The sequence below is a fragment of the Metabacillus sp. KUDC1714 genome (genome assembly GCF_014217835.1).
GTDB classification, from domain to species: domain Bacteria; phylum Bacillota; class Bacilli; order Bacillales; family Bacillaceae; genus Metabacillus; species Metabacillus rhizosphaerae.
Map to the genome: position 1 here is coordinate 1867571 of NZ_CP055263.1, position 26695 is coordinate 1894265.

The following is a 26695-nucleotide window of genomic DNA, read 5'->3' on the forward strand; positions in this document are numbered from 1 at the left end:
ACCTAATCAGTTTTGTTCAAAAACAACAATCTTTTAGAAAAGAGCCTAAAAATACAAAAAGACATCATGCGTAATCGCACGATGTCATAAAAAGACACAAAATAAACGCACGTCACTAAAGTAGTAACCTGCGTTAAATGTACATAATAAGGGTAGCTTTTCACAAGAAAGTTTAGCCCATATACAACTCTTGGCGGGTCACATAACAATATGAAATTTGATGAATAATATCGACTTTTAACATTTTCATTTTGTAACCCTCCATTTCTTGTAATTTAATTTACCTTTTTTATTGTATAATTTTCCATTTGTTTCTGTCAATGGATTTTCAAAAATAAATCCCTGTTCATTCCCCTGAAATATAATTTATTACACTTATATTCATCAGGCTGGAGTTTATGATAAGAAAGTTATACACTGAGCTTTAAAGATTAGTCCAGCTTCTTATTTTGTTCGGGTTTGTACAAAATACTTTTGGATCATTTATTCATATTTGCTAGAAATCCTCCAAGAAGGTCTTCAACACTTTCTGGCTCTTCTTGATCTTCTTCTGTTGCAGCGTGTTCCTGTCTAGCTTTTTCCCAATCAAAATTCATTAAATCATTATCCAGTTCATCATCAATAGCAAGAGGAACCTCATCCGGTTCCTCTTGTTCAACATCGATGCTTGATTCTGCTGGAATTATAAAGTTATCTTCTATTTCTTCTTGTTTTTCCTCTTGCAAATACAGTGCTTCATTAATATCCAAAGCATTACTATTAAGTGATGCCAAAATTGATGTTGCACGAATTGGATCAGCTAACAATTGATAGACAATACTCCCTAACATAGCTTCTGAATGGGAGTGTTTTAACCAATTTCTTTGGTCTTTATTTAATTGTTTTGGTAATGGAAGTGTTACCGTTTCTCTCTCTTTCGATAAAGAGCTATTAACACCCTCCAAAATAAACTCTGCCATTTTGCTAGAAAAGTTTCTTCTCTCTGTTTCTTTTAACTTTTGCAGCTGCTTTAGGATATGATCAGGTGTATCTGAAGGAAGACGGAAAGTAATTGCTTGTCCCCTTTGTATACTTGCTGAGCCCTTTTTATTCATAAGATCACCCTATTTTTGTACTGGTTGTTTCTCTACCTTTTTTGCATTTGTGTTTATATTATTATTCTTTCTTGCATAATCTGAAATTAATTTATAGTAAGCATTTGCCATCATCCAAATGCTTTCTTTTTCGTCTTCAAAAAACTCAATGTTATAACCATCTAAACTATTATTTAACATTTTAATATAGTCTTTTAATACCATTGCTCCACCGCCAATGAAGTAACAGATCTCCGTTTGGGAATTTTTCTGCCATACATTGCGTAAGTGGCGATATTGCTTCTTAGCCAACTCTAAAAGAATACGATCTGTAATATCATGAACACTTGTCCGACTTCCTTTAACCATGATATGGTTTCGGTCGTTTTTCCGTGTGATGATTTCAACAACATCTCTACGACTATCTAACTCTACTCCATGTTTTGTACGGATTTCTTCTCTTATCGATTCAAGGGCTTCAGAGACTCCAATATTAAACCCTTGAGCTTTATCATCATCTACATTGCGATTTTTAATAACAGCAACATCTGTTGATAATCCCCCAATATCTTGGATAAGGATTCTTTTATCAATAAGATCACGGTTAATAATATTTAACTCATTATCCATTACAAGATTGATATACGCTGCAAATCCTTCTGGATAAACCTTTACTTCATCAAACTTTATATTTACTTTAATACCTTGATATTTAGGGGTTACTAAAAATTCAACTTGATGAACAGAGCTTAATAGCTGTGAGCGATAGCCTACATCCTTACCTTCTTTCACTTCACGTAGAGGTAAACCAGTTCCAAGCGTGTAACTTGCATCAATTACATTGCCTGTTTTTTTGAAAATCTCAGAATTTTTTTCTCTCACTGCGTCTAATGCTAAAGAGGCAAAAAGCATAACTAAAGTCTGATCTTCTTCTGATTTACTGCTACCTGGATCAAGTTCATTTGGATTGTCACTTTTTGTTGCTAAATTCCCAACACGATAAATGACATTATTTTCTTTTAAAGCAGGGGAGTGAACTCGAATGTGAATACCATCCAAAGGATCTTTTTCGTTTAATTCTTCGATTCCAATGACTGGTCGATCTTCTGTATCTCTTGCAATTACATTTGGTATGTACAAGTTAAAATCTAATTTTCCAAATAATGCTTTTACGCAATCATTTCCAACGTCTATTGCTGCAATTCTACTAATACTCATCCAATCATTCCTTTCATATAAAATAAATAAAGAATATGAATAAACTTTATCTATTTAATTCAAGGGTAAAGCAGGGGAAGATAATCGTCAATATTACTTTAGTTGTGTTCAACTAGAAAACAAGTTTTCAAGTTTGTATACAAATAAACAAATGTGTTTACATCCTTATATTTCAATGAGTTTACAGGTTTGTATACACGTATACGTAATTGTAATCAAAAAGAAAACATTTCGTATACATGTATACATCGACGTAAACCTCTATTATCCCTTTCCTTTCGACACGGTTTTCTCTTTCTTTTTGCCCATATGCAAATAATGTCGCTAATTAAATGATTCTATTGTTTTTTAAGGATGCTAGACTTATCTAATATATTATAGATTTGACCAAGAATTTTTAAGAAAGCAGAAATTCCATTTGTCGAAGTATTATGAACCAAAGCTTCATATGAAATAAAGTTAGAATTGCTAAGCTTTTACGTACAAGTTATCCCCCACCCACTCTTTCAATCGATTCGTACTAGCTAGAGTGGGTTTTTCCGTGCGTTAATGTCGGCTATAGTAAACATGAAGTTCTTAAACGATTCATTGTTGGCTAAAGTTAACCTAAGAAGATATGAGAAGTTCAGTAGATATTTGAAGCTCAACACTAAAACAAAGAACAAAATATATTACTTTCTGATTTCTTAAAAGAAGTATTCCTTAATAACATGAATTCAATTTGCCGTATGACAGAAAGAGGAACTGACAAGTTGTTCGATTAAATTTGACACCACTACTTCTAACAGCAATTCAACTAATATGTATACAATCTTTAAAACAGACTCTGATAATGCTCACTTTTGATTTTGGCACTTTGTTAATTGAAATTGATACTTGAGAATCCTGCGGGAGGGGAAGCGTGAACTCCCGCGGAAAATGGAACACCTGCAACGGAAATGAACAGCCAAATTTAAAAGAGCCCTAAAATAAAGTGAAACTTTGTCAAATTCAGATTTCAAGTCTACTCTAATATTATGCATGTTAGTGCAACGTAATATTGGAAGTAGGATAGTTACAAAACTTAAATAATCCCTCGCAAATACCTTCATACAAAACCCTATATCAAACTTTATAACCCCTTAAAATGAAGAGAATACATTAAGTTTTCGTTAAACAAGAAAACATTGTTGCGTGATTTGTTTACAAAAAGGTGTACACGTATACATTTTTGTAAACAAATCATCAGAAAATGTATACATTCAACAATACCAACATGTGTACGGGTATGTACACATGTTTACACTTCTGTATACAATACGGTTACATTTTGTTTACTTGTATACAAAATTGCAAACACCGGTTTTTCGGATGCTTTACACATGGAAATACTGCTTATATCCTTTAAGTTCAACTCAACTAATATTGTTTCCTATAATAAGATTGACTCACTGCTATACTTAAGATTACCTATAGTGATTTGATTAACTTCTTTTGCTATTATCTAAAATATAATCACTTTAATTGCTTTAATAGCAGCTTTTCCCAAAGTCTCCAAGGGAGAATAAATTTCAAGATAACAGAGACTTTAACCCCCTCCCCTACCATATACCTTAAGCTCGTTTTTTTCTTTAGGGCAATACCGGCAATTAATTTAGCAACTAGTACTGGGTCACCAAATTTGTTTGTCCCTTTTTCAATATGCTGTTCAAGCTTTTTCATTTTTCCATAGTAAGGTGAATCTATTTTTAACGAATTCTCCGTTACCCGTTTACCTGATGACCAAATATTCGTTTGAAATGAACCCGGTTCTATAATTACAACGTCAATTCCAAATGGCTTCATCTCTAGTCGAAGCGATTCACTCCAGCCTTCTAACGCATGTTTCGAGGATACATATGGTGACAAGCCTGGGAATCCAACTCTACCACTTATACTACTAATAGTTATGATTCTTCCCTTACGTTGTTTTCTCATCATAGAGAGAACTGCTTGAGTGACACCGATAACCCCAAATACATTGGTCTCAAATTGTTCCCGATATTCTTCTACTGGTATCTCTTCTACAAAGCCTGCACCAGCATAACCTGCATTATTAACTAGGATATCAATCCTTCCAAGTTCCTCCATAAAGGTCTTCCAATTAGTAATTGAATGATTTGATGTAACATCTAACTCAAATAATTGGATTCTATCTTTCACTCCAAGACGTTCCGCCTGATTGACTAAAGGTAAACCTTTTTTCATATCACGCATTGTTGCAATAACGTGAAAACCTTTTTGGGCTAACTCCAACGATGTTAACAAACCAAAGCCGCTTGAAGCCCCCGTAACAACTGCAATTTGATTTTCCATACGCTCTCCCCCTCTACCCCATTTACAATTCAATATAATGAATTTTAGTCTGACCTTTCCATACTAAATGATGACAATTAAAGTCCTTCTTAACTTTTTACGTTTATCTATTAGTGTTAGAATACCATCCTCTTCTATTACATGGAAATTGAACTAGACAACATCAATTACTAACATTTTATGATAACAAAAGGCTCTTTTCTAAAAGATTGTTGCTTTTAAGACAAAAACTAATTCAGGTTGATTGGAGCGGATTGCGAGACTCCTGCGGGAGTAGCGGGACAGGTGAGACTCATGCAGGCGTTTACGCCGAGGAGGCTCACCGCCCGCCCCGCGGAAAGCGAGCATCTGAAGCGGAAATCAACCACGTCGCATTACCTGGTAAATAGCTACAAAGTTTGCGAAAACAGCCTAACAAAAACACCCCCAAGTCATAATGCGACCTGGGAGTGCTTACTTTTAGGAAGTTATACCTAACTTTAAACAGTGTCTATACCTATCTACCATCGAGCAGTTAGCATTTTACGTCTTGTATAAAATTCAACACCATCTGATCCATTCGCATGGAGATCTCCGTAGAAGGAATTTTTCCAGCCAGAGAATGGGAAGAAGGCCATAGGTGCAGGTACTCCAATATTGACACCAAGCATACCAACTTCGATGTTTTCTCTAAAGTAACGTACATTACTGCCATTAATCGTGAATAGGCATGCTCCATTTCCGAAATCAGATTGATTCGTTAACTCAATTGCCTCTTCAAGACTCTTAACACGTACAATTGAAAGCACTGGAGCAAAAATCTCATCCTTCCAAATTTTCATTGAAGGGTTAACGTTATCAAAGATTGTTGGTCCAATAAAGTATCCATTTCCATGGTATGCCTCATCTTTACGCCCATCCCGAACGAGTGTTGCACCTTCGTTTACTCCACTTTCAATATAGCTAACTGTCCTTTTTTTATGATCTTCGCGAATGACTGGTCCTAAAAATACATCTTCTTCAAGACCGTTGCCAATTTTAATTTCATCTGCCTTTTGATTAAGCTTTTGAATTAGAGGTTCAACAACATCGTCAACAGCTACTACAACTGAACATGCCATACACCTCTCACCTGCCGAGCCATAGGCGGCAGCAATAATCTCCTTTACTGCCGTATCTAAATTGGCATCTGGCATAACAATTGAGTGATTCTTTGCACCAGCTAAAGCTTGAACGCGCTTTCCATTTGCTGAAGCTGATTTATAGATATATTCTGCTACAGGCTGTGAACCAACAAATGAGATAGCTGGAACATCCTTATGATCAAGTAGTCCATTTACAACATCGTGAGCTCCATGAATGATATTTAGTACACCATCTGGTAATCCAGCTTCTTTAAATAAATCTGCCAATCGATTCGCTAATAATGGTGTTCTTTCAGAAGGCTTTAAAACAAATGTATTACCCATCGCAATTGCCAATGGGAACATCCAGCAAGGAACCATCATCGGGAAGTTAAATGGTGTTATTCCACCAATTACTCCAACAGGATAACGATACATACCAGATTCAATATTTGTAGCAATGTCTGGTAGCTGTTTTCCCATCATTAATGACGGGGCCCCAGCAGCAAATTCTACACACTCAATTCCCCTTAGGACCTCTCCATGAGCTTCCTTAAAGCTTTTTCCGTTTTCTAATGTAATTAATCTAGCGAGATCATCCCAGTTATCTACTAATAATTGTTGATATTTAAATAGAATACGTGCACGTTTTGGAACAGGTGTTTTACTCCACAATTTGAATGCTTCCTTCGCCGCCTTAACACCGGCATCTACATCTTCTTTTGTAGAGATTGGTACTTGTGCTAATTCCTCACCAGTAGCAGGATTAGATACAATTTGATAATCATCTGTTTTAGCGTCAATCCATTCACCATTAATATAATTCTTTAAAACTTGCGTAGTTGTTGTTGTCATAAAAATTCCCCTCTCTTATCATGCTCCATAAAAAAATATTTTTTAGAATATTGAATATAAAATAACCGCTAAAACCAATACAATTGTTGGTAGTACTACACTTAGCATAAAAATTGGTCCATACGAGCGTTTATGCGTTTCCCCGCATATAGCTCTTATCGTTGTCACAACATATCCATTATGTGGTAGTGAGTCAAGTCCTCCAGATGCCAACGCAGAAATTCGGTGCATTGCACCTGGATCAAGTCCTTGTGCTAAATATATCGGCGACAATATTGGCAATGCAATTCCTAATCCACCAGAAGCTGATCCTGTTATTCCACAAATAAGAGTTACTGCGATCGCTAATCCCATTAATGGTGGTCCAGGTATATTAACTAAAGTATCAACGACAGTATCAAACGCGGTAACTTGTGCGGCAACACTTCCAAACCCAACTACAGCACACGTATTCCCTACTGCAACCAAAGCATCTTGGGCACCTTTGGCAAGTGCACCCCAGAACTCTTGTAAAAAGTTAAACATTAATACACAGGCCATAAGAATTCCGGTAGCTAACGAAATTAATGCAGCTCCTGTTGAAGATGTAAAGTTAGAAATCGTATTAAGCATTGCAATTACGGTAACTAATGGTAACACCGCAAATATAATATTTGGATATTTTTTATCTATAGATCCCGTTTCTGGCCTTTGTGCCTCAAATTCTATACTTGCTGCCATTTCATCTGCTGTTTTTGACGATGTATCATTTGGCAGGGAGAAAACCTCTCCATTTTGAACAGCCTTTTTAACCATTCTCCCTAACCACCATCCACCAACAACCATAATAAGTAGCGCCATGATTACACCAATAACGCCACCCGCAGTCGGTTTTGTCCCAAAGAACTCAGTAGGAATCAAATTTTGGATCTCAGGAGAACCAGGAGCTGTCATCGTAAAGGATATTGATCCGAATACTAAAGCAACTGGAATAAATCGATGTGGCAAATTTGCTACTTTAAATAAAGAAACCGCAATTGGGTATACGGCAAAGCCAACTACAAATAAACTAACTCCTCCGTACGTCATAATTGCTGCAGCTGCAACCACTGCAAACACCGCTCGTGAAGGTCCGAGAGTATTCTTTACCCAATTTGCAATGCTATCTGCTGCCCGAGTTGCCTGCATGATTTTACCAAAAATGGCTCCTAATAAGAAAATTAAAAACCACGATGCAAAATAGGATGTGAATCCTGTCATATAATGCTCAGTCAAGGCAGTTTCTAGGTTCAAACCACCTGTAAGCGCAACCAATATTGCGCTAAATATAGCAGCAATTATGATATTAATACCCCTCATTGTTAAATAGATTAGTAGTATGAGTGAAGCTATCAATCCTAGCATTCCAATCATTTAATTTCCCCCTGTCCCCTGAACTACATTTACATAACCTTTTCTTCACTTGTGAATTGGTAATCAAAGCAATTATGATAGAGTTCTTCCAATTCTACTTGAGTTGGAACTCTAGGGTTATTAGCTGGACTTCCGCTATCTAAGGCATCTACTGCCATCTTACCAACAACACTCTCAAATGCTCCACGTTCAATTCCCCAACCTTTAAGGTTTGGAATATTTAATTGCAAACAAAGATTTTTAACTGAAGTAACGGCTATTTCTGCTGCCTCTTCATTTGTTAGATTGATACTGTTAGGCTTAAATATACGCCCTAGATCAGCTAATCGGTTAATGCAAGCTTCTTTACTAAATTCTAAAACTGCAGGTAAAAGCATTGCATTTGAATATCCATGTGGGACATGAAATAATGCACCGATAGGTCTGGACATACCATGGACAAGGCATACCGAGGCATTTGTAAACGCCATACCCGCTTGTAGTGACCCTAAACTCATTGCCTCACGAGCATCAAGATCTTCCCCATTATTGTAAGCGGTTAAAATATTTTCTACTAATAACTTCATAGCAGATAACGCAATTGTGTCTGTCATTGGATGAGCACGTTTCGAAAGGTACGCCTCAATCGCATGGCTCAGAGCATCTACTCCTGTAGCTGCTGTAATATGCTGTGGAGATGTAATGGTCAATAATGGATCTACAATCGCTACATCTGGCATAAATGCAGGCTGCTTAATCATCATTTTCACGTCATTTAATGTACTGGTTATTACAGTTACATCTGTTGCTTCTGAACCAGTTCCAGCTGTTGTTGGAATTGCGATATGTGGAATTGGTGTGTTCTCTACAATTTTTTTATTTGCCCTATAATCACCAATATATCCATCATTTGTAGCTAAGACAGCAATTGCTTTCGCAGTATCAATACAGCTCCCTCCACCAATAGAAATCACAACATCACATTTTTTCTTTTTTAATAGCTCTAAAGATTCAGCGACATATTGATCTGTCGGTTCAGAATCAACACCTAAATAAATCTCACTATTCACTCCCTCTTTTTGAAGGTAGCTTTGACATTGACTTACAAGCCCGAGCTGATTCATCACTTTATCACTAACAATGAGTGCCTTTTCCCCTCTAAGTGCACTTTCTGTTCCTACATTTTTAAAAGCTTCCCGCCCGTATAAAATTGTTTGTGGTGTACGAAAAACAGCAAATTTATCCACTTGGCTAATCACTCCTTTTTTCTATATACATATACAAAGCAAGAAGTGTGCCAACTTTATCATCTTGTAAAATTAACATATAACCTACAAAAACTGTAGTAAACACACTACAACTGTAGTTATTTTGTAGTGATATCACTACACTACAATCAAGTAACATTATATTTTTTTAACTTTTGATAAAGCGTTGTTCGATGAATGCCTAATAGTTCAGCAGTTTTTGATTTATTCCCACCAGCAGTTTTCAACGCCTTAATAATCAATTCCTTTTCTCGTTCGTTCTCATACATTTTTGCCTCTTCCATTAATCCCTTACTAATTAAAGGCTTCCTTTCTTCAATTACACCCTTTTCAAACCCTCTCATAGATTCAGACAAATGCATTAACTCAATAATAGGTCCATCTACTAGAGTAACAAGACTCTCGATTGAGTTCAGCATTTCACGAATATTACCTCTCCATTCATATTGCATAAATGCCGAAATAGCTTCCTGTGTGAAGGATTTTGTTTTTATCCTGTATTTATCACAAATTTCTTTTATATAATATGAAAGAAGGATCGGTATATCTTGCCTCCGTTCGCGAAGAGCGGGGATATGTAAGTGAATAATGTTAAGTCGATAGAACAAATCCTCACGAAATTCTCCTTTGTCTACCATCTCCTTGAGGTTCCGGTTCGTGGCTGTAATAATTCTTACATTTATTTGATATTTTTTAATACCTCCAACGCGTTCCGCTTCTCTCTCTTGTAAAACACGTAAAAGTTTTGTTTGCATCATTAACGGCATCTCACCTATTTCATCTAAAAAAATCGTCCCATTATCAGCCAATTCAAATTTCCCTGGTTTTCCACCCTTCTTTGCCCCGGAAAAGGCACCTTCTTCATATCCAAATAACTCTGATTCAAATAAATGCTCAGGGATCGCTCCACAATTCACACTTATAAACGGCCCTGTTGCAAACGGACTTAAATGGTGTATGCTTTTGGCAAACATTTCTTTCCCTGTACCACTTTCTCCTGTAATTAAGACCGTTGCTGCCGTCCTTGCAGCCCTTCTTGCTAACCTTTTAACTGTTGTCATCGCATCACTTACACCAATTATTTGATCAAGTGTCATACGACTATCTTGTTCTTTATTTAAGGTAAATGGCCTTTCTTCAGTTTGATCTTTAATATGATTCTCCTGTAAGCGTTCATAAATTTTATATATCTCTGTAACTCCTTCAAAAATGAGCATCCCTATTGCACCAACAACTTTTCCATCTTTAATAATAGGAATGCGATGAACAACCATATCTTGTCCTTGTATGTTTTGGACAACACCTCGTTCAGGAATGGCTGTTTTTACTGTTAAATGAAGATTGGTATTATCGATGACTTCCGTAACATGCCGACCAATTGCATCATCTCTTCTTATTCCTGTAAAACGACTATAAGCCTCGTTAAATTCTTGTAAAATACCATTCTCGTCAACAACTGCAATTCCTTCATATGCACTCTCTAAGATAACATTCAGTACCTCTGCACTATTTTGCTTTTGTTGCAGCCTATAAATATACTTTGAAAAACCATCTAGAATATCTCTCTTTGTCAAAATGCCAATGAGCATTCCAGAGGTATCGATGACAGGTAATTGGTTATATGGCATTGAAAAAACACTAAAAATTGAGTCAAATTGATTAATAACAGCATAATTTCGCTTTAATATACTACTTTCAACTAATTCATTCTCTTGTCCATTTACAAAATAATAAAGCGCCTGTCTCAATGTTACGATACCAATGAATTGAAGATCTTCAGTAACAATTGGAAGACCGTCTACCCTATTCTCTATCATCATCTCCGCTGCTTCCCTTAATGTTTGACCTTCCTTAATACAAAAGGGACTTGGCGTCATCCAGTTTTTTACCTGAAGTAAATTTTCGAGATTCAATTCGTCTCTGCCTTTATGGATTAGATCATGTATAGCCATATACATCCCTCATTTCATAAGTAAATTGTACTGCTTGCACCGTATTGACAGTAACGATAATATTTAAAGCGGTTTCAAAAAGAGAAATATAAGAGGTATCTTTAATTCTACTTTTTATTATTATAGCAAAACTTCTCAAACAATTGGTAACATAGGCAATGTTCCTATTATTCTAAAAAAATATCATTAATATGCCAAAATACCTAATCAATCTAAAAAATTCAGTAATTTAAACGAAATAATTATTTTTTGACAACATCAACCCATAAAAGTATTATAGTAGAAGAATAAAGGAGGTTGTATGATGTCAGACTTAAATAAACAGAAAATTGTGGCAAGTGTTCCTCAAAAAGGATTTTTTGGACATCCTAAAGGATTATTCACTCTTTTCTTTACTGAGTTTTGGGAGCGTTTCTCATATTATGGAATGAGAGCAATTCTTGTATTTTATATGTACTATGAAGTATCAAAGGGTGGATTAGGTCTAGATGAAAATATGGCTCTTGCCATCATGTCGATCTATGGATCACTAGTGTATATGTCCGGAATAATTGGTGGTTGGCTTGCGGACAGAATATTCGGTACGTCCAAGGCTATATTTTACGGTGGAATATTGATCATGTTTGGCCATATCGTATTGGCAATTCCTGGAAGCGTAACCATGTTTTTTGTCTCTATGGTTCTTATTGTACTTGGTACAGGGCTATTGAAGCCAAACGTTTCAAGTGTTGTAGGTGAGATTTACAGTGAAGAAGACAACCGTCGCGATGCTGGGTTTAGCATATTCTATATGGGGATTAACCTTGGAGGTTTCCTGGCTCCATTAATTGTAGGAGAAGTAGGATTGAAGCATAATTTCCACTTAGGCTTTGCTATTGCTGCTGTTGGTATGTTTTTAGGTTTATTAGTCTTCATTTTTACAAAGAAAAAAAATCTTGGCCTTGCGGGTACTGTTGTAGCAAATCCACTTTCACAAACTGAAAAGAAAAAAGTCTATTCTATTTTTGGACTAGCTACTGTACTTATAGCTATCTTAATTGCTGTTACAATTCCACTAGGCATTTTAACATTTGAAACCTTTATAGCACTTATAGGAATTTTGGGTATTCTTATCCCAACAATCTATTTCTTTGTTATGTACCGTAGTCCTAAAACAACAGCAGTAGAGCGATCTAGGATACTAGCTTATATTCCGCTATTTATTGCTTCTGTTATGTTCTGGGCGATTCAAGAACAAGGCTCAACCATTCTTGCCCATTATGCTGATAAACGTACAGATTTAGAGTTCGCAGGCTTTACAATTTCTCCTGCATGGTTCCAATCATTAAATCCGTTATTTATTATCATTTTAGCGCCAGTATTTGCTTGGCTTTGGGTGAAACTAGGAAATCGCCAGCCCTCTGTTCCTAAGAAGTTCTCATTAGGATTATTATTTGCAGGTTTGTCATTCCTTGTCATCCTGTTGCCAGGATACTTGACGGGTTCAGATTCATTAGTCAACCCATTATGGCTTGTTCTTAGCTATTTCATTGTCGTACTTGGAGAACTATGCTTATCACCAGTAGGACTTTCAGCTACTACAAAATTAGCACCTGCAGCATTCTCAGCTCAGACGATGAGTTTATGGTTCTTATCAAATGCTGCTGCACAGGCCATTAATGCACAAATTGTTAAATTCTATACACCTGAAACAGAAATGGTTTACTTTGGTGTCATTGGAGGAGTAGCAATTCTTCTCAGCATCCTTCTTTTTGCCCTATCACCTAAAATTCAGGGCTTTATGAAAGGTGTACGTTAAATTTTATTGCTTGTTCGTTACGAGCATTCGCTTATATCCTCCGGAATCCTGTGTGAATATCCAGTTACACAAGGTTCCGGGGGGTTTTTTATTTCCATTGATCATGATAACAACAGTTATATAACGTAACTAATACATAACCCGATTGATAAAAGGATTCCAAATACAGTATTTGTCTGGGCAGTTGCCTTCATTGCTAATATCATCTGTGCAGGAGAATGAGCACCTGCCAAAAAGCCCTTTAATGCTTGAACTGGCTTAGGAAAGCTTAGAAAAACAAGTAATAGCCAAGGACTCACAAATTCAACTAGTACTAACCCAGTAACCCAAACATATGAAACTAAAAACATTGCTCCTAGTAAATAAACGGCCTTTTTTCTCCCAATTAAAATAGCTAACGTCCTTCTTCCTCCTTTAATGTCTTCTTCGATATCTCTAATATTATTTGATAAATTAATTGCCCCTACTAAAATTCCGATTGGAATAGATAAAAGGATACTTTGAACATTAAGAGTACCTGTTTGAATATAGAAGGAAATTAAAATAAAGATTGACCCCATACAAAGTCCTGACAAGAGTTCTCCAAATGGAGTATATGCGATAGGCAAAGGACCACCGGTATATAAATAGCCTATTAACATACCTATTCCTCCAATAAGAGCTAACCACCAGCTACTGTTCATACATATATATATACCTAATAATAGAGCAATTCCATATGAACCCAATGCCAGCTTTAAAACCGTTTTCGGCTTCATTCCGTGACGTACGATGGCACCACCAATTCCAACAGAGTCCTCAGTGTCTAATCCACGTTTGAAATCATAATATTCATTAAACAGATTTGTAGCAATTTGGAGCCATAAACAAGATAAGAGCATTGTTACAAAAAGACTTGCATCAAGGTCTATATAAAACATAGCTAAAACTGTACCAATTAATACTGGTACAAATGATGCGGTTAATGTATGAGGACGGGTTAATTGCCACAAAATTTTACCTCTACTTAATGATTCTTTTCGATTACCATTTTTTGTCTCCACATAAAACTTCCTTTCTAAAAAGTCCTTTTCATCTAGTTATAACTAAATATACGTACTATTTAATTACTGGTTTATTCAATTAACTAAAACTTCTCTAGATGTTCATTAATTCATACATAAACATTATACATGATTAATTTCCCAAGCAATGAAAAAGAGCATCTGCAACTACAGATACTCTTTAATAATGTAATCTTTTTTACTGATCTATATCCTATCTTTTCAATGTACCTGCTTTTCAAAAAGGATGTGACGTTCATTCATTTTTGCAATTCTGTACAATAAAAAGACGCATAAAACAATGAGAGTGAAACCAATTAAAAGGATAATCGTTGGATTGAAAAAAAATAACCCGCTTACCTGACTAAGTAATAGACCGATAATTGGCAAGACCGTAGCCCCTCCTATTTGTTGTGCTTCTTGAAAACCCTTTACCCGTGCAGATATAAGAACATTAAGTAATATCGTCAGTGCTGTAAGTGAAGGAACAATCCAACAAACAAACAACAGCCAATCCACCGTCAAAAAGAGAAAACGCTCAAATTGACCATAAGTAAGGATATTAATGAAACATGAGCATAATAGAAAACCTCCAAGCGAAATACTCATCGATGGGATAAAGGCTGCAAGCATTTTACCAATAAACAAATCCTTGATCCCAATTGGAGCAAATAACAAGCTTTCTAATGTCCGTCTCTCTTTTTCTCCGACAAAACTGTTGGCAGCTATCATCATCGAAGTAATAACTGGTACAAGCAGATACATAGACGGAAGCATGTAATTTACGAATAAATAAATCGCCTGTCCCTCTTTAGTCGGAAGACTCCTTATTAACTCCCCATCATCCCCTGGTATTGTCCCTACTAAACTCATCATTTGATCAATCTCGTTTAGAAATGAAAGATTATTAGATTGAAGAAGATAAACAAGAATACCTGGCATTATAACACATAGCATTATTGGTAAAATCAACATTGGAAGTAATATCTGCTTAATTGCAAGGATCGATTTTATATCTTTTTTGCAATGATCCACACCATTCCTTTATTCATTGTTCCTCCTCCTCACTTCAAAGTAAATTGACTCCAAGCTTATATTTTCAATGGTTGTTGAATGTATCCAGGTTTCCTTTAAGATCTCATTTAATAAAGGTGATATCTCATTTTTTGAAGGAAGAGTAAAGATAATTGCAGTTTCATTCACTCGTTCTGCTGGGTACCCAAAATATGCAGTTGAATCCAATTTGAGTCCTGTTTCTACCCTTAACAAAATGTCTGTTAAAAAGTCTTTCTCTAATTGTTGCCTCGTTCCCTGTGCTAGTACAGTTCCCTTCTCCATAAATACATATGAGTGGCAAATATCCTCCAACTGCCGAAGAACATGAGAACAAATTATTATTGTTATTTGCTCCGTTTTATTCAGTTTTGTTAAATACTTCATAACATCCCTTATTCCATCAGGATCAAGGCCGTTTGTTGGTTCGTCCAGAAATAAAAGCTTCGGCTTATGAAGCAATGCTTTCGCTAATGCAAGTCGCTTCTTCATTCCTGTGCTATATGTTCCAACTTTCTTTTTACGATGGGCATAAAGATCAAAGTCTTTAAGCAATTCATTCACTCGTTTTACCGCTTTCCTGACTCCATAAATTTGCGAGAAAAATAATAGATTATCTTCCCCGCTCATTTCGTGATAGAGTCCTGCACCCTCTGTGACAATACCACTCATTTGACGGATTACATTTCCATCATTTAAAGGGTTAAACCCGTTAATTTCCATAGTTCCTTGCTCCGGCTGAATTACACCGTTCAACAGCCTGATCATCGTCGTTTTCCCAGAGCCATTTGGGCCCAGTAGCCCAACAATACTCCCTTTCTTCACCGTGAAACTCATCCCTGATAATACAGCCTGTGAACCAAAATGCTTATGAATATTGTTTACAGTTATCAACTGTTACACCTCCACTTTTCCTCTTATGCTTATATGACGATACGAACCTAACTATCGTTTTTATAAATAGGAAATGTTCGCTGCCTTATTCAGACTAGGATAGAGGAGTCGATACACAATCATTTATAAACCTAATATAAAATACCCCCTACAATTGGATTTATCCTAAAGTAGGGGGTATTTTTTTAGACCATGAATTTTATCCATATTACATCACTATCTTTCGATTTCTAACATTAGTATCATTCAATCCTACTGATCCTTTTTCGATATGGTCTAATCACAAAGAAATAATAAAACAAACTCGGCCATGGAAATTGGATCAATCCCCATATTCCCCAAAACCAGGAGTATGCCCCCTTTTTCTTTGCATCTATAAATAAAAGAATACCCTGAGTAAGAAGGATAGGTGCTACAAGAAAAATCACCACTAATACTTCAGTATCCATTGTCAAAACATGGTCACCTCATTTCGGCGCTTCATTCTTCGTTTTTTTTCAAGCTTAAAAATAATCGGAATTAAGAGCAATGCAAACCCTTGAATCCATATAAAAACTGTCATCATTTTAAAGGCAATTGTTGAATATGAAATTAGAATAAGTAGAGCTGTTACTAAAAATGCTATCATTTCCCGTTTATAAGCTTTTTTCCGTTCAGCTTTAAATGTCTTTATAGAATGCATTAATTGATCAGCTTCAGGAATTTCCGGTTCTTGCATTGCCTCTACCTTTTGCAAATCCCCAACTAAATGGCTGATCCATTCATCTTCATTGTTCTCTTTCATCACCACAACTCCTTTCTTATTCGCTTTAGTCCATTGTGAACACGAGTTTTCACTGTTCCTTCTTTAAGATTGAGCATCTTTGCAATTTCTGGATATGTGAATCCATAGTAATGTCTTAGTAAAATAGGAGTACGAATATCTGGTTCTAGTCTTGCAAACAACTCCAGATAGATCGTCCATTCCTGTCCATTTATCATGACATTCCATTTCATTTTTTGTTTTACGTCATCCCTAACTTTTTCATAACGCCTTTTATCTCTTACTTCCTTTCGTTTTTGATCAATAAATAACCTAGATGCTATGGAAATAAGCCATGTTGAATATTTTGATTCTCCCTTAAAGCTTTGAAGGTGGACATATGCCTTTAGCATTGTTTCTTGAATAAGATCCTCCGCCTGATCAGGGTGAAGGGTTAGTTTAATTAAATATTTATATAAGAACCTATAATTCATCTGAAACAGTTCCGTAAACGCCTCATCGTCCCCACGTTTTGCGTCGTTAACTAGTTTGCTCTCTTCTACCTGATCCAATCGATGACAAGCCCCCTTTCTGTTTGTTCTATCTATTTGACGTTTGGATTCCTTTAATCGTTCATTTTAAATTATTTTTTCATAATAAATTCACATAACCTATGATACATCTAAAACAGCTAACTAAAATCTTTAAAATAAACGTGATAAAAGTCACATCTTTACCACTGGGTAAAAAGTATGATAAATAAATAAATCTTTTTTAAGGGGCTAGGCTAGCTATGAAGAGAACTCTAACATGGAGATTAGGATTAATCATTATTGGTGTTATTTTTTCAACATTAATCATTACTTCTATTACAACATATAATACAGCTTATAATAGTCTATATGAAGCAGCCGGGGTTGAGGCTTATGGATGTGCAAATATTACAACAGGTCTATTAGAAGCAAGGGATCTAGAAGATTTGCTAAATGGTGAACGCACTATAGAAATTGGAAAAAAGTTAAACTGGACAGTTAATCACAAAGAAATCTTTGAGAGTCAATATATCCTTAGCTTAGATGGGGAAATACTTGCTCTTGATGACCATTTAATAAAACAAGGGTTCTCTGTTGGCGATCAATTTCAAACGGATAAAGAAGCCATTCAAATGTTAATTGAAATGAAACATTCTACTTACTCAGAAATCTATGAGTTTGGTGGAATGAAGCGAATTTCAGGGTATGCGCCTATCTTTAAAGATCATGATCCTTCTAAAGAAATAATAGCCATTAGTGTTATTGATTTTAATGCGGATATTGTTAAAGAACGGACATGGACTGTTGTAAAGGATGGCCTATTATTAGGGTTTATTCCGTTAATAATCGCTGCTATCTTTACATTGTATCTTATTAGAAAAAAGACAAAGCCAATCTCTATACTGATTGAACGGACAAGAATGATTGCAAATGGCGATATTACCGTATACGAAAATAATATTACAAGCAAAGATGAAGTAGGAGATTTGGCTCAAAACCTTGAAGAAATGTCTACTAATTTAAGAGAGATTATTTCAACAATAAAGACTACTTCAAATGATCTCGTTTCAAATGTAAGTGATACATCTCTATCAATGAATGAAATAAGCCTAGCGCTTGGCCACGTATCAACAAATATGGATGAGGTTGCCTCTAGAACCTCAAAGAGTGCAGAAATGACAACAGAGGCTTCAAATGCTTTAATGACATTATCAAAGCTCATTCATTCATCTAAAGAGAAGGCTGACATTAGTGTTGAAAGTGCTGAACATACAATGACAACCGCACAGCAAGGGATACAAAAGGTACATGAAATTGTAGAACGGATGAATGTTATCAAAAAATCAACTCTTGATACACAGCAAATCATTGGAACACTAAGCACCTATACAACGGAAATTCAACAAATTACAGAAGCAATCACAACCATTGCTTCACAAACAAACCTCTTAGCGCTTAATGCAACAATTGAAGCAGCACGTGCAGGCGAGCATGGAAAAGGGTTTGCTGTCGTTGCTGATGAAGTTCGAAAATTAGCTGAGCAATCAAATAAGGAAGCTTCAGAAGTGGATAAGCTCGTTTCAAAAATCACAACAAGCATTACAAATACAGTAGGATGCATTGAAGAAAGTCGTAAACATGTCGAACAGGGGGAACAAACTGTAAATGAAACAGGAGAAGCACTTGAAAACATTAGATTTGCCGTGAAAAACATAGTTGAAGAGATCAAAGGACTCTCTTCCTTGACACATGATGAGGCGAATACATCCGAACAAATTGTTCAGCTTGTCATTCATCTAGAAGAAGCGAATGAACATATGTCTATGAATGCACAAGAGGTATCAGCTGCAACAGAAGAAACAACTGCTTCTATAGAAGAGGTTGCATTCCGTTCAACTGTCATTAATAAAATGTCTAATCAATTAAATACGATTGTAAATAGATTTAAACTATAATTAAATATTGCGAAAGAAGATGACTTAGCACTGTCATCTTCTTTTTATTGCCTTTCTAAAATTTCCTTTAAAACCACTGCTTGATTATGCCTCTGATCTTTTGCAGAATAAATTAATGTTACATTTCTATACTCTGCTACTAGACTCTTTAATTCTTCTAGTTGTAATCCTTTTTCTTTTTCATTCATTAGCTCCTCTTTATATCTCTCCTTAAATTCACAAAATTTTTCCGGATCATGATGAAACCACTTACGCAATTGAGTTGATGGAGCTACTTGTTCCATCCAACAGTCAACTTTTACTTTTTCCTTTGAAAGACCTCTTGGCCATAATCTATCTACAAGCACACGGACACCATCATCTTTACCCACTTCATCATAAATACGTTTGATTGTAACTGGCATACTATAATAACTCCTTTATTTATTTTGTTACTTTACTATCTACCTTTAACTTTAGAACTAAATTCAAGCGAGACTGTACAATTATTTTCCCATAAAAAAGCTATATTTATTGTATTTGTTTGAGAAACTTGATTTCTTTATAACATTCCTCAAGTTTCCACATATTCATTTAGGGTGTTGACTTCTATTCAAAGCAGCGTATAATGTAGAATCGTTAATATTTCGTACCACGAAATATTAACTAAGGTAAATGGTTGAAGTCACGAGTAATGTACATAACCCTTCATTGAAGCTCTGTACGCATGTTTAGTAAAATACACAACGCGCTACTAGGCACTGGTGTTGGATGCCACAGCGTTATCCATAGTACAAGAATTTTCATTTCTTAAACGATAAGAAAAGGCTAAGCAATAGAAGTTTTCAACATATTTATGAAGAAAATGTAAAAACATATTGAAGATGCTAGTACAAATATTGCTAACTACACCATTTCATTCTTTTTAAAAATATACTTAAAGGAGAGGATAAAAAAATGACCAACGATGCGAACGTTTCTGGCCAGCAAATAAAAAAGGGCGCCATTCTTACAGTTATGCTTTTAGGTTCATTTGTAGCTATTTTAAACCAAACGTTAATGAATGTGGCCTTACCAGAAATGATGAAAGACTTGGATATGTCTGCAAATACAGCACAGTGGTTAACGACAGGATATATGCTTGTGAATGGAGTGTTAATCCCTGTTACAGCCTTTTTGATTGAACGATTTACGACGAGACAGCTCTTTTTGACCTCAATGGGGTTATTTTCAGCTGGTACGTTCATTTGTGCGATTGCCCCTGATTTCACAATTCTTTTAACTGGGAGAGTTGTGCAGGCAGCAGGTGCAGGGATACTTATGCCATTATTAATGATCGTTATATTAACAATCTTCCCAATTGCCAAGCGCGGTCAAGCCATGGGGCTAATAGGATTAGCGATGACCTTTGCACCTGCTATTGGTCCAACACTTTCAGGTTGGATTGTCCAAAATTATTCATGGAGAGTATTATTCTATATCGTATTACCAATTGCTATTATCGATTTTCTTATAGCTATAGTCTTTCTCAAAAATGTAACGAAACAAACATATCCTAAGATTGATATTACGGGAATCATTCTTTCTACATTAGGTTTCGGAGGATTATTATATGGATTTAGTAGTGCTGGTAACTCAGGTTGGACTAGTGTAGAAGTCATTTCAGCCATTATTATTGGTATTATTACTCTTTCCTTATTTATTTGGCGTCAAATGACTGTAAAAAATCCTATGTTGGAATTTAGAGTGTTTCGATATAATATGTTTACACTTACAACGATCATTAATGCCATAATCACAATGGCCATGTTTGCTGGAATGATTCTAGTGCCAATTTATTTACAAAATATCCGCGGATTTACGCCACTTGAATCAGGGTTGCTATTGTTGCCTGGGGCGATTTTAATGGGAATTATGTCTCCGATTACAGGGTGGATTTTTGATAAAGTTGGTGCAAGATGGCTCTCTGTTATTGGTTTAGCAATCACTACCGTTACAACATGGGAATTCAGTGAACTGACAGATTCGACCACATATACATTTTTATTAGTCATATATACTGCTCGTATGTTCGGTATGTCAATGTTAATGATGCCAATTATGACAGCAGGGTTAAATCAGCTTCCACAACGATTAAATGCACATGGAACAGCTATGTCTAACACATTTAAGCAAATTTCCGGTGCACTTGGTACAGCCTTTCTTGTTACAGTGATGTCCAACCAGACAGAGAAACACGCAACTGAAATGGCAACAGCAGCTGGTGTAACACCTGAAGCTACAGAGCAAATGGGATATATTTTAAAAGAAGCAACTATCCAAGGAATCAATGATGCATTTGTCGTGGCAACTTACTTATCATTAATAGCTGTAATCCTTGCATTCTTTATTAAGAGAGTGGGACCAGCAGAAGAAGACGAAAAGCAAGAAGTGGTTAAAGAAAAAAGACCACAAAAGGTGGCACTAAATGAAGGTTAGGATTCACTGAAAAAAGGGTAACCCCAAAAAGTCTTAAACAGAGACTTTTGGGGTTACCCTTTTCCTTTAAATAAACATACCTGCTATTGCTGCACTTAATAAGGAAGCTAACATTCCTGCTGCTACTGCACGGAGACCTAATCTTGCAATATCAGGGCGGCGATTTGGTGCTAGTTCACCTAAGCCACCAAGAAGAATTGCCATAGAACTTAGATTTGCAAAGCCACATAGTGCAAAGCTTACAACCATTACTGTTTTATCAGACAATTGGTCGATTTGTGGTGCAAATGCTGAATAAGCAACAAACTCATTTAATACTAACTTTTGTCCAATAAAGCTACCTGCGGTAACTGCTTCTGACCAAGGTACACCCACAGCAAAAGCAATCGGAGAGAACAGGATTCCTAAAATTCCCTCAAGTGATAGTGTTTCAAAACCAAATATTCCACCTATACCGCTTAAAATCCCATTAACTAAAGCAATTAATGCAATAAATGCTAATAACATCGCTCCAACATTTAATGCAAGCTTTAACCCGTCGCTTGCACCACGAGCTGCTGCATCAATAACATTTACTGAATCTGTATCTTTGGAGATTTCAAAACCTGAGTCGGATGATCGCTCTGTCTCTGGCATCATTATTTTTGCCATAATTAATCCTGCAGGTGCCGCCATAAAGCTTGCAGCAAGTAGATATTCAAGTGGTACACCTAAAAGTGCATAACCAACAAGTACAGACCCTGCGACAGAAGCAAGTCCACCCGTCATTACTGCAAAAAGTTCAGACTTCGTCATTTTAGCTAAATATGGTCGGATAACAAGTGGTGCTTCCGTTTGACCAACAAAAATATTTGCTGCCGCTGATATTGATTCTGACTGACTCGTGCCTAGAAGCTTTGATAAACCACCACCAATGATTTTTATAAACCATTGCATAATGCCTAAATAATATAAGACTGAAATTAATGATGAAAAGAAAATAATTACTGTTAACACTTGAAAAGCGAATACTACCCCAAATTCTCCGCCACTTGCAAGTGGACCAAAAAGAAATGAAATTCCTTCATTTGCATAATTAATAATATCCTGGACCCTTAAAGTGAACCACTCCAGCCCAGTTCTTCCCGCTTCCCACTTCAACACGATAAATGCAAAAATAATCTGGATCGCTAAGCCACCAATTATAGTTCTAAAATTAATCGCTTTCTTTCCATTGGATAAAAGAAATGCAATACACAAAACAACTAAAATACCGAATATTCCCCATAATAAATTCATTATTGTCACCTCTTAGATGTATCAAATTTGGTTAAGTACTAAGAATAAGTGCTTACCATTACTTAATAGGATTTAGTTGTCGGTCATCAGACAACCATTTGATCTTACCAAACCCTACTTGAAATATAAATGGATGTTTTGTGAATCCATTAAGAAAACACCAAAATCATACTTATGTATTATATTTACCTGTATAAAGCAGTACATTCATAAAAAGAACAAAGTCCTTTTTATTTACCGAAATGATTTTTATTTCTAAACTAGTCTTTTATCATTAATTGAGTATCTAAGGAACAAATTTAAATACAAGGCACCGTTAAACTTGGTTGTTGATTTCCGCTGTAATCATTCACTCCAATCAACAACGTACCAAAATCAATAGTGAGCATTAACAGACCTAAATACAAAAAAACTAACCCAACGTTATAAGTAAAGGTTAGCCTTTTGTAACTGATTCAATTCCTACCTCGCTCAAATCGTGGATAACCGATTAAAATTGAGATCACTCCACATACTCCAATTAATAATGGATAAAATGAAAATTGTAAAATACTTACTGGTGATATATTTGCAACTCCTGCAGCTACAAGTAATTGTGCTCCATATGGGATTAAACCTTGAATACAGCACGAAAAAACATCTAACAGGCTTGCTGATTTACGTGGATCAATCTCATACTTATCAGCAATATTTTTAGCAAGCGGGCCAGTGATGATAATGGAAATCGTGTTATTTGCTGTTGAAAGATCTGTTAAACCAACAAGTCCAGCAATACTAAATTCAGCCCCTCTTTTTGATTTAATATTGCGTGTCACTTTATAAAGAAGATAATCAATACCTCCATTATGTTTAATCACTTCCACCATGCCTGCAATTAATATGGCTAGGAAAGAGATCTCATACATCCCTGACATCCCATTACCTATTTGTTGAATGATATCCATTAAGCGGTAACTACCATCTGCTAACCCAATAACTCCTGAAAAAACAACTCCAATGAAAAGAACGAGGAATACATTGACCCCTGCTAGCGCTGTGATAAGCACAAAGATATATGGTAAAATTTTAACCCAACTATATGAATGCTGTGTGACAACTGCTTGTTCTCCGATTGTTAAAAACCCCAGAATAACACAAGCAATTATTGCCGCCGGTAAGACAATGAAAAAGTTCACTTTAAACTTATCTTTCATTTTTGTACCTTGTGTGCGCACTGCAGCAATCGTTGTATCAGAAATAAAAGACAAATTATCACCAAACATCGCACCACCAATAACCGCAGCCATTGAAAGTGCTAGTGAAATATCAGTCTGCTCACTAATACCAACGCCTATTGGTGCAAGTGCTACAATTGTTCCCATACTTGTACCCATAGATAGAGATATAAAACACGCGATAATGAATATACCCACCATTAATAAGTTTTGTGGTACAACTGATAATGCAAGATTTACAGTTGAATCAACCGCACCCATTCCCTTTGCTACTTCTGAAAAAGCACCAGCTAAAAGGAAAATAATGACCATTAACATAATATTTGTGTCACCGGCACCCTTACAAAAGATCTCAACCTTCTGATTGAAAGACTCTTTTCGATTCATTGCTAAAGCGACAGCTGCTGCAATCGTAATCGCCACTATAACAGGAAACTTATAAAAATCTCCTGTTACGATTCCAGAGCCAATAAAGATTATTAAAAACACGACAAAAGGCAAAAGAGCCCATGGATTCCCTTTTCTGTCTGTACTCATGATGAACACCTCACTAATTTTTTACAAAACACCTTTTTCATCCACTCTGTCATCCTATATGTGGGGAAAATAAAAAACCTCTTCTTTTCAAACAAATAGAAGAGGCCTTATTATAATAAAACACCCTTCTCATCTTTCAAGCGTTTTCGCTTGCTGGATTTGGCACAGCACTCATCTTGAGCCTGCTGCCGAGACTTCATTGGGCCAGTCCCTCTGTCTCTCTATATAAGAAGATCATCATATTTATTTTTTTATTAAAAACATAAATAAGAGTACAACATTTATATTCTTTTCGCAAGAGTATAAAAAAATTATTACTCCCTTCAACAAGGATGTTAACCACCAAGATTAAAAAGAATAGATGGAATTACCTTGTCCACTTTAAAAGGTCAAATCAGGGGACTGTCCCTCACAACATTAAAGCTGTGAAGTGGTGAGGGACTGTCCCCCTTTCCTCACTTACATACGATCACTTCACGGATAAACGACCCTTTTTTAGCGATAGCTCGATCAATAATGGAAAATCCTGCGTTTCTTAAAACCTCATCAATCGGTTCGATCGTTACCACTACCACTTTCTTTGCAAATCTCCGCGCACTCTCGAGCATTTCCAGTTTTTCTACATCTGTTATGACAGAACACAAGTTGTAAGGTAAATCAATAATCGCTACATCATAGTCATTAGTTATATCTCTGATATCTGCTAAATTTACTTCTCCAGTTAGACCAAAGTGTTCGATGTTTTCTCGTGCCCCATTCAGGATTAGGTAATTTCGGTCACTTCCTACTATATCAATCCCCATTGATCGGGCTTCAACTAGTACTGTCCCAATCCCACAGCATGGGTCGATTGCCTTTATTCCACTTGGATTTGGAATGGCAATATTAACTACCGCCCTTGCAACACGAGTATTGAGAGCAGTGGAATAACCATGAGGCTTCTTTTGATGTTTGAGCCAAACCGCCTCACTTTTAGCGTAGTCACCGAATACCCATCGTCCATTTACATTCATGACCCCAAACAATCGATCTGGATTATGGAAATCCGCTTCACCTTTGACATGCAATCCAATCTCTCGCTCTACTGAACGTCGTCTCTCAAAGCCTTCTTTTTCAGTTTTTGCAAGCCCTCCATTTTTCACATAAATAACTTTAAATGTCTCCTCGACTAATTGTAGAGATTTTACCTTTTTGACAAGGTCCTGAAGGCTTTCCCCCTCATATCTCACTTCAATTCTTTCCTTAATAAACGGGCTTCGCGTGGGATTAACCTTCACTGGGCTTTCCAATACTCTAGACTTAGACTCTTTTCCAAAAAAAGAGCGCATTTCCAAAGCACACAAAGAACTTTCGTCATCAGGATAGGAGTAAGTATATACATAATTCATTTTTGGGTCTTTATTGTCCAATTAATTTTCATCCTTTAATAATCTATTTCAGCTTCACTTCATGCGATATTAATTGATTATCACAATCGTTACCTGTTCATTTCTTGTTTCATTATAACAAGAAGTGAACCTTTGCCAAAACGTTCACTGTTGATTTTGGCACTTTGTTGGTTAGGGCGTAAGACGGGAGTCCGCTTCAGGACCGCTTTAACATTTAATACGAAGATATGGTTATTAACCAGTTATTTAGGCAACCATATTTTAGGGTACTTACACATCTTCCTTGTTATTATTTATAATTCTTATATAAATCAAGAGCATTTTATTTTTCTAAAAATACCGGTTTATTGAGAAATCTAGATAATAATTGAAAATTTAAGTTTTACCACCAAAATCAATTTAGATCGTTTTAGAAATACCTTGCATTTCACAAGACCTACCAGTGTTGATACACAAAAGTGATTTAAATATCTTCCGAAGATTGAGTATTATCCTTGACAAAATAATGAGGTTTATATAATAATTAATTTTGAATTAGAATTATTATTTATAACTAATAAAAACTAAGAAGAAATTATAATTAGTTATTGGTTATTTATAGTTTTGACTATCTGTCCAAAACTAGCTAT

At 35.9% G+C, this 26695-nt stretch carries 20 protein-coding genes and 1 riboswitch; of the genes, 3 read left to right on the forward strand and 17 right to left on the reverse strand.

The annotated features are described in order from the left end of the window. Positions 1–479: 479 nt before the first annotated feature. The 7 genes from HUW50_RS08800 to HUW50_RS08830 all read right to left on the reverse strand — a co-directional run bounded on the left by HUW50_RS08800 (position 480) and on the right by HUW50_RS08830 (position 11174). Positions 480–1094 carry a hypothetical protein gene (locus HUW50_RS08800; protein WP_066338452.1) on the reverse strand — a complete coding sequence of 205 codons (615 nt, stop codon included), beginning with the start codon at positions 1092–1094 and terminating at the stop codon, positions 480–482. A gap of 9 nt (positions 1095–1103) precedes the next feature. Then, on the reverse strand, positions 1104–2291 hold the full coding sequence (locus HUW50_RS08805; RefSeq protein WP_066338454.1) for a ParM/StbA family protein: 1188 nt from the start codon (positions 2289–2291) through the stop codon (positions 1104–1106). 1494 nt (positions 2292–3785) lie between these two features. Next, positions 3786–4625 carry an oxidoreductase gene (locus HUW50_RS08810; protein ID WP_066338461.1) on the reverse strand — a complete coding sequence of 280 codons (840 nt, stop codon included), beginning with the start codon at positions 4623–4625 and terminating at the stop codon, positions 3786–3788. Positions 4626–5125: 500 nt separating this feature from the next. Continuing rightward, on the reverse strand, positions 5126–6583 hold the full coding sequence (locus HUW50_RS08815) for a CoA-acylating methylmalonate-semialdehyde dehydrogenase (RefSeq protein WP_066338462.1): 1458 nt from the start codon (positions 6581–6583) through the stop codon (positions 5126–5128). Between the two features lie 42 nt (positions 6584–6625). Then, positions 6626–7975: a GntP family permease gene (locus HUW50_RS08820; protein ID WP_066338464.1), complete on the reverse strand. Its 1350-nt coding sequence runs from the start codon at positions 7973–7975 to the stop codon at positions 6626–6628. A gap of 29 nt (positions 7976–8004) precedes the next feature. Next, complete coding sequence (locus tag HUW50_RS08825) at positions 8005–9201, reverse strand: iron-containing alcohol dehydrogenase (RefSeq protein ID WP_066338466.1); 1197 nt, start codon at positions 9199–9201, stop codon at positions 8005–8007. A 149-nt stretch (positions 9202–9350) separates the two neighbouring features. Further along, positions 9351–11174 (reverse strand): sigma-54-dependent Fis family transcriptional regulator, encoded by a 1824-nt coding sequence (locus HUW50_RS08830; RefSeq protein ID WP_066338476.1) that lies wholly within the window; start codon positions 11172–11174, stop codon positions 9351–9353. Between the two features lie 304 nt (positions 11175–11478). Between HUW50_RS08830 and HUW50_RS08835 the strand changes: the two genes are divergently transcribed. After that, positions 11479–12972, forward strand: a complete 1494-nt coding sequence (locus tag HUW50_RS08835; RefSeq protein WP_066338478.1) for a peptide MFS transporter — start codon at positions 11479–11481, stop codon at positions 12970–12972. Positions 12973–13088: 116 nt separating this feature from the next. On the opposite strand, the gene HUW50_RS08840 is transcribed toward HUW50_RS08835, so the two are convergent. The 6 genes from HUW50_RS08840 to sigY form a co-directional block, all read right to left on the reverse strand. Further along, on the reverse strand, positions 13089–14015 hold the full coding sequence (locus HUW50_RS08840; RefSeq protein ID WP_066338485.1) for a 1,4-dihydroxy-2-naphthoate polyprenyltransferase: 927 nt from the start codon (positions 14013–14015) through the stop codon (positions 13089–13091). Positions 14016–14237: 222 nt separating this feature from the next. Then, a complete protein-coding gene (locus HUW50_RS08845) occupies positions 14238–15050 on the reverse strand; it encodes an ABC transporter permease subunit (RefSeq protein WP_185653848.1) in 813 nt (270 codons plus the stop codon). Positions 15051–15059: 9 nt separating this feature from the next. Continuing rightward, positions 15060–15962, reverse strand: a complete 903-nt coding sequence (locus HUW50_RS08850) for an ABC transporter ATP-binding protein (protein WP_066338490.1) — start codon at positions 15960–15962, stop codon at positions 15060–15062. 242 nt (positions 15963–16204) lie between these two features. Further along, positions 16205–16411 carry a transcriptional regulator gene (locus HUW50_RS08855; RefSeq protein WP_066338822.1) on the reverse strand — a complete coding sequence of 69 codons (207 nt, stop codon included), beginning with the start codon at positions 16409–16411 and terminating at the stop codon, positions 16205–16207. A gap of 2 nt (positions 16412–16413) precedes the next feature. Further along, positions 16414–16746 carry a YxlC family protein gene (locus HUW50_RS08860; RefSeq protein ID WP_066338509.1) on the reverse strand — a complete coding sequence of 111 codons (333 nt, stop codon included), beginning with the start codon at positions 16744–16746 and terminating at the stop codon, positions 16414–16416. After that, positions 16746–17276 (reverse strand): RNA polymerase sigma factor SigY, encoded by a 531-nt coding sequence (sigY, locus tag HUW50_RS08865; RefSeq protein ID WP_066338512.1) that lies wholly within the window; start codon positions 17274–17276, stop codon positions 16746–16748. Before sigY ends, HUW50_RS08860 begins: the two co-directional genes overlap by 1 nt. 221 nt (positions 17277–17497) lie before the next feature. Between sigY and HUW50_RS08870 the strand changes: the two genes are divergently transcribed. Then, positions 17498–19192, forward strand: coding sequence for a methyl-accepting chemotaxis protein (locus tag HUW50_RS08870; RefSeq protein ID WP_066338515.1), 1695 nt, complete (start codon positions 17498–17500; stop codon positions 19190–19192). A 44-nt stretch (positions 19193–19236) separates the two neighbouring features. Here HUW50_RS08870 and HUW50_RS08875 read toward each other — a convergent pair whose 3' ends face one another. Continuing rightward, positions 19237–19596, reverse strand: a complete 360-nt coding sequence (locus HUW50_RS08875; protein ID WP_066338528.1) for a DUF488 domain-containing protein — start codon at positions 19594–19596, stop codon at positions 19237–19239. Positions 19597–20188: 592 nt separating this feature from the next. On the opposite strand from HUW50_RS08875, the gene HUW50_RS08880 reads away from it, so the two are divergent. Then, positions 20189–21649, forward strand: a complete 1461-nt coding sequence (locus tag HUW50_RS08880; RefSeq protein WP_396652625.1) for a DHA2 family efflux MFS transporter permease subunit — start codon at positions 20189–20191, stop codon at positions 21647–21649. A gap of 66 nt (positions 21650–21715) precedes the next feature. Here the strand turns inward: HUW50_RS08880 and HUW50_RS08885 are convergent, their stop codons facing one another. The 3 genes from HUW50_RS08885 to HUW50_RS08895 form a co-directional block, all read right to left on the reverse strand. Then, on the reverse strand, positions 21716–22927 hold the full coding sequence (locus tag HUW50_RS08885) for a NupC/NupG family nucleoside CNT transporter (protein ID WP_185653850.1): 1212 nt from the start codon (positions 22925–22927) through the stop codon (positions 21716–21718). Positions 22928–23382: 455 nt separating this feature from the next. Beyond that, positions 23383–24678 (reverse strand): Na+/H+ antiporter NhaC family protein, encoded by a 1296-nt coding sequence (locus HUW50_RS08890; RefSeq protein ID WP_185653851.1) that lies wholly within the window; start codon positions 24676–24678, stop codon positions 23383–23385. 126 nt (positions 24679–24804) lie between these two features. Beyond that, a riboswitch (SAM riboswitch) is annotated at positions 24805–24910 on the reverse strand. A 223-nt stretch (positions 24911–25133) separates the two neighbouring features. Continuing rightward, entirely contained in the window at positions 25134–26087 is a 954-nt protein-coding gene (locus HUW50_RS08895; RefSeq protein WP_396652610.1) for a TRM11 family SAM-dependent methyltransferase, read from the reverse strand. Positions 26088–26695 lie beyond the last annotated feature (608 nt).

Coding starts and splice junctions, on each gene's coding strand:
- HUW50_RS08835 (WP_066338478.1), top strand. CDS start 11,479: ATGTCAGACTTAAATAAACAGAAAATTGTGGCAAGTGTTCCTCAAAAA.
- HUW50_RS08885 (WP_185653850.1), bottom strand. CDS start 22,927: ATGAATTTATTATGGGGAATATTCGGTATTTTAGTTGTTTTGTGTATT.
- HUW50_RS08820 (WP_066338464.1), bottom strand. CDS start 7,975: ATGATTGGAATGCTAGGATTGATAGCTTCACTCATACTACTAATCTAT.
- HUW50_RS08870 (WP_066338515.1), top strand. CDS start 17,498: ATGAAGAGAACTCTAACATGGAGATTAGGATTAATCATTATTGGTGTT.
- HUW50_RS08830 (WP_066338476.1), bottom strand. CDS start 11,174: ATGGCTATACATGATCTAATCCATAAAGGCAGAGACGAATTGAATCTC.
- HUW50_RS08875 (WP_066338528.1), bottom strand. CDS start 19,596: ATGCCAGTTACAATCAAACGTATTTATGATGAAGTGGGTAAAGATGAT.
- HUW50_RS08890 (WP_185653851.1), bottom strand. CDS start 24,678: ATGAGTACAGACAGAAAAGGGAATCCATGGGCTCTTTTGCCTTTTGTC.
- HUW50_RS08855 (WP_066338822.1), bottom strand. CDS start 16,411: ATGGATACTGAAGTATTAGTGGTGATTTTTCTTGTAGCACCTATCCTT.
- HUW50_RS08800 (WP_066338452.1), bottom strand. CDS start 1,094: ATGAATAAAAAGGGCTCAGCAAGTATACAAAGGGGACAAGCAATTACT.
- HUW50_RS08815 (WP_066338462.1), bottom strand. CDS start 6,583: ATGACAACAACAACTACGCAAGTTTTAAAGAATTATATTAATGGTGAA.
- HUW50_RS08860 (WP_066338509.1), bottom strand. CDS start 16,746: ATGAAAGAGAACAATGAAGATGAATGGATCAGCCATTTAGTTGGGGAT.
- HUW50_RS08880 (WP_396652625.1), top strand. CDS start 20,189: ATGCTTTTAGGTTCATTTGTAGCTATTTTAAACCAAACGTTAATGAAT.
- HUW50_RS08810 (WP_066338461.1), bottom strand. CDS start 4,625: ATGGAAAATCAAATTGCAGTTGTTACGGGGGCTTCAAGCGGCTTTGGT.
- HUW50_RS08805 (WP_066338454.1), bottom strand. CDS start 2,291: ATGAGTATTAGTAGAATTGCAGCAATAGACGTTGGAAATGATTGCGTA.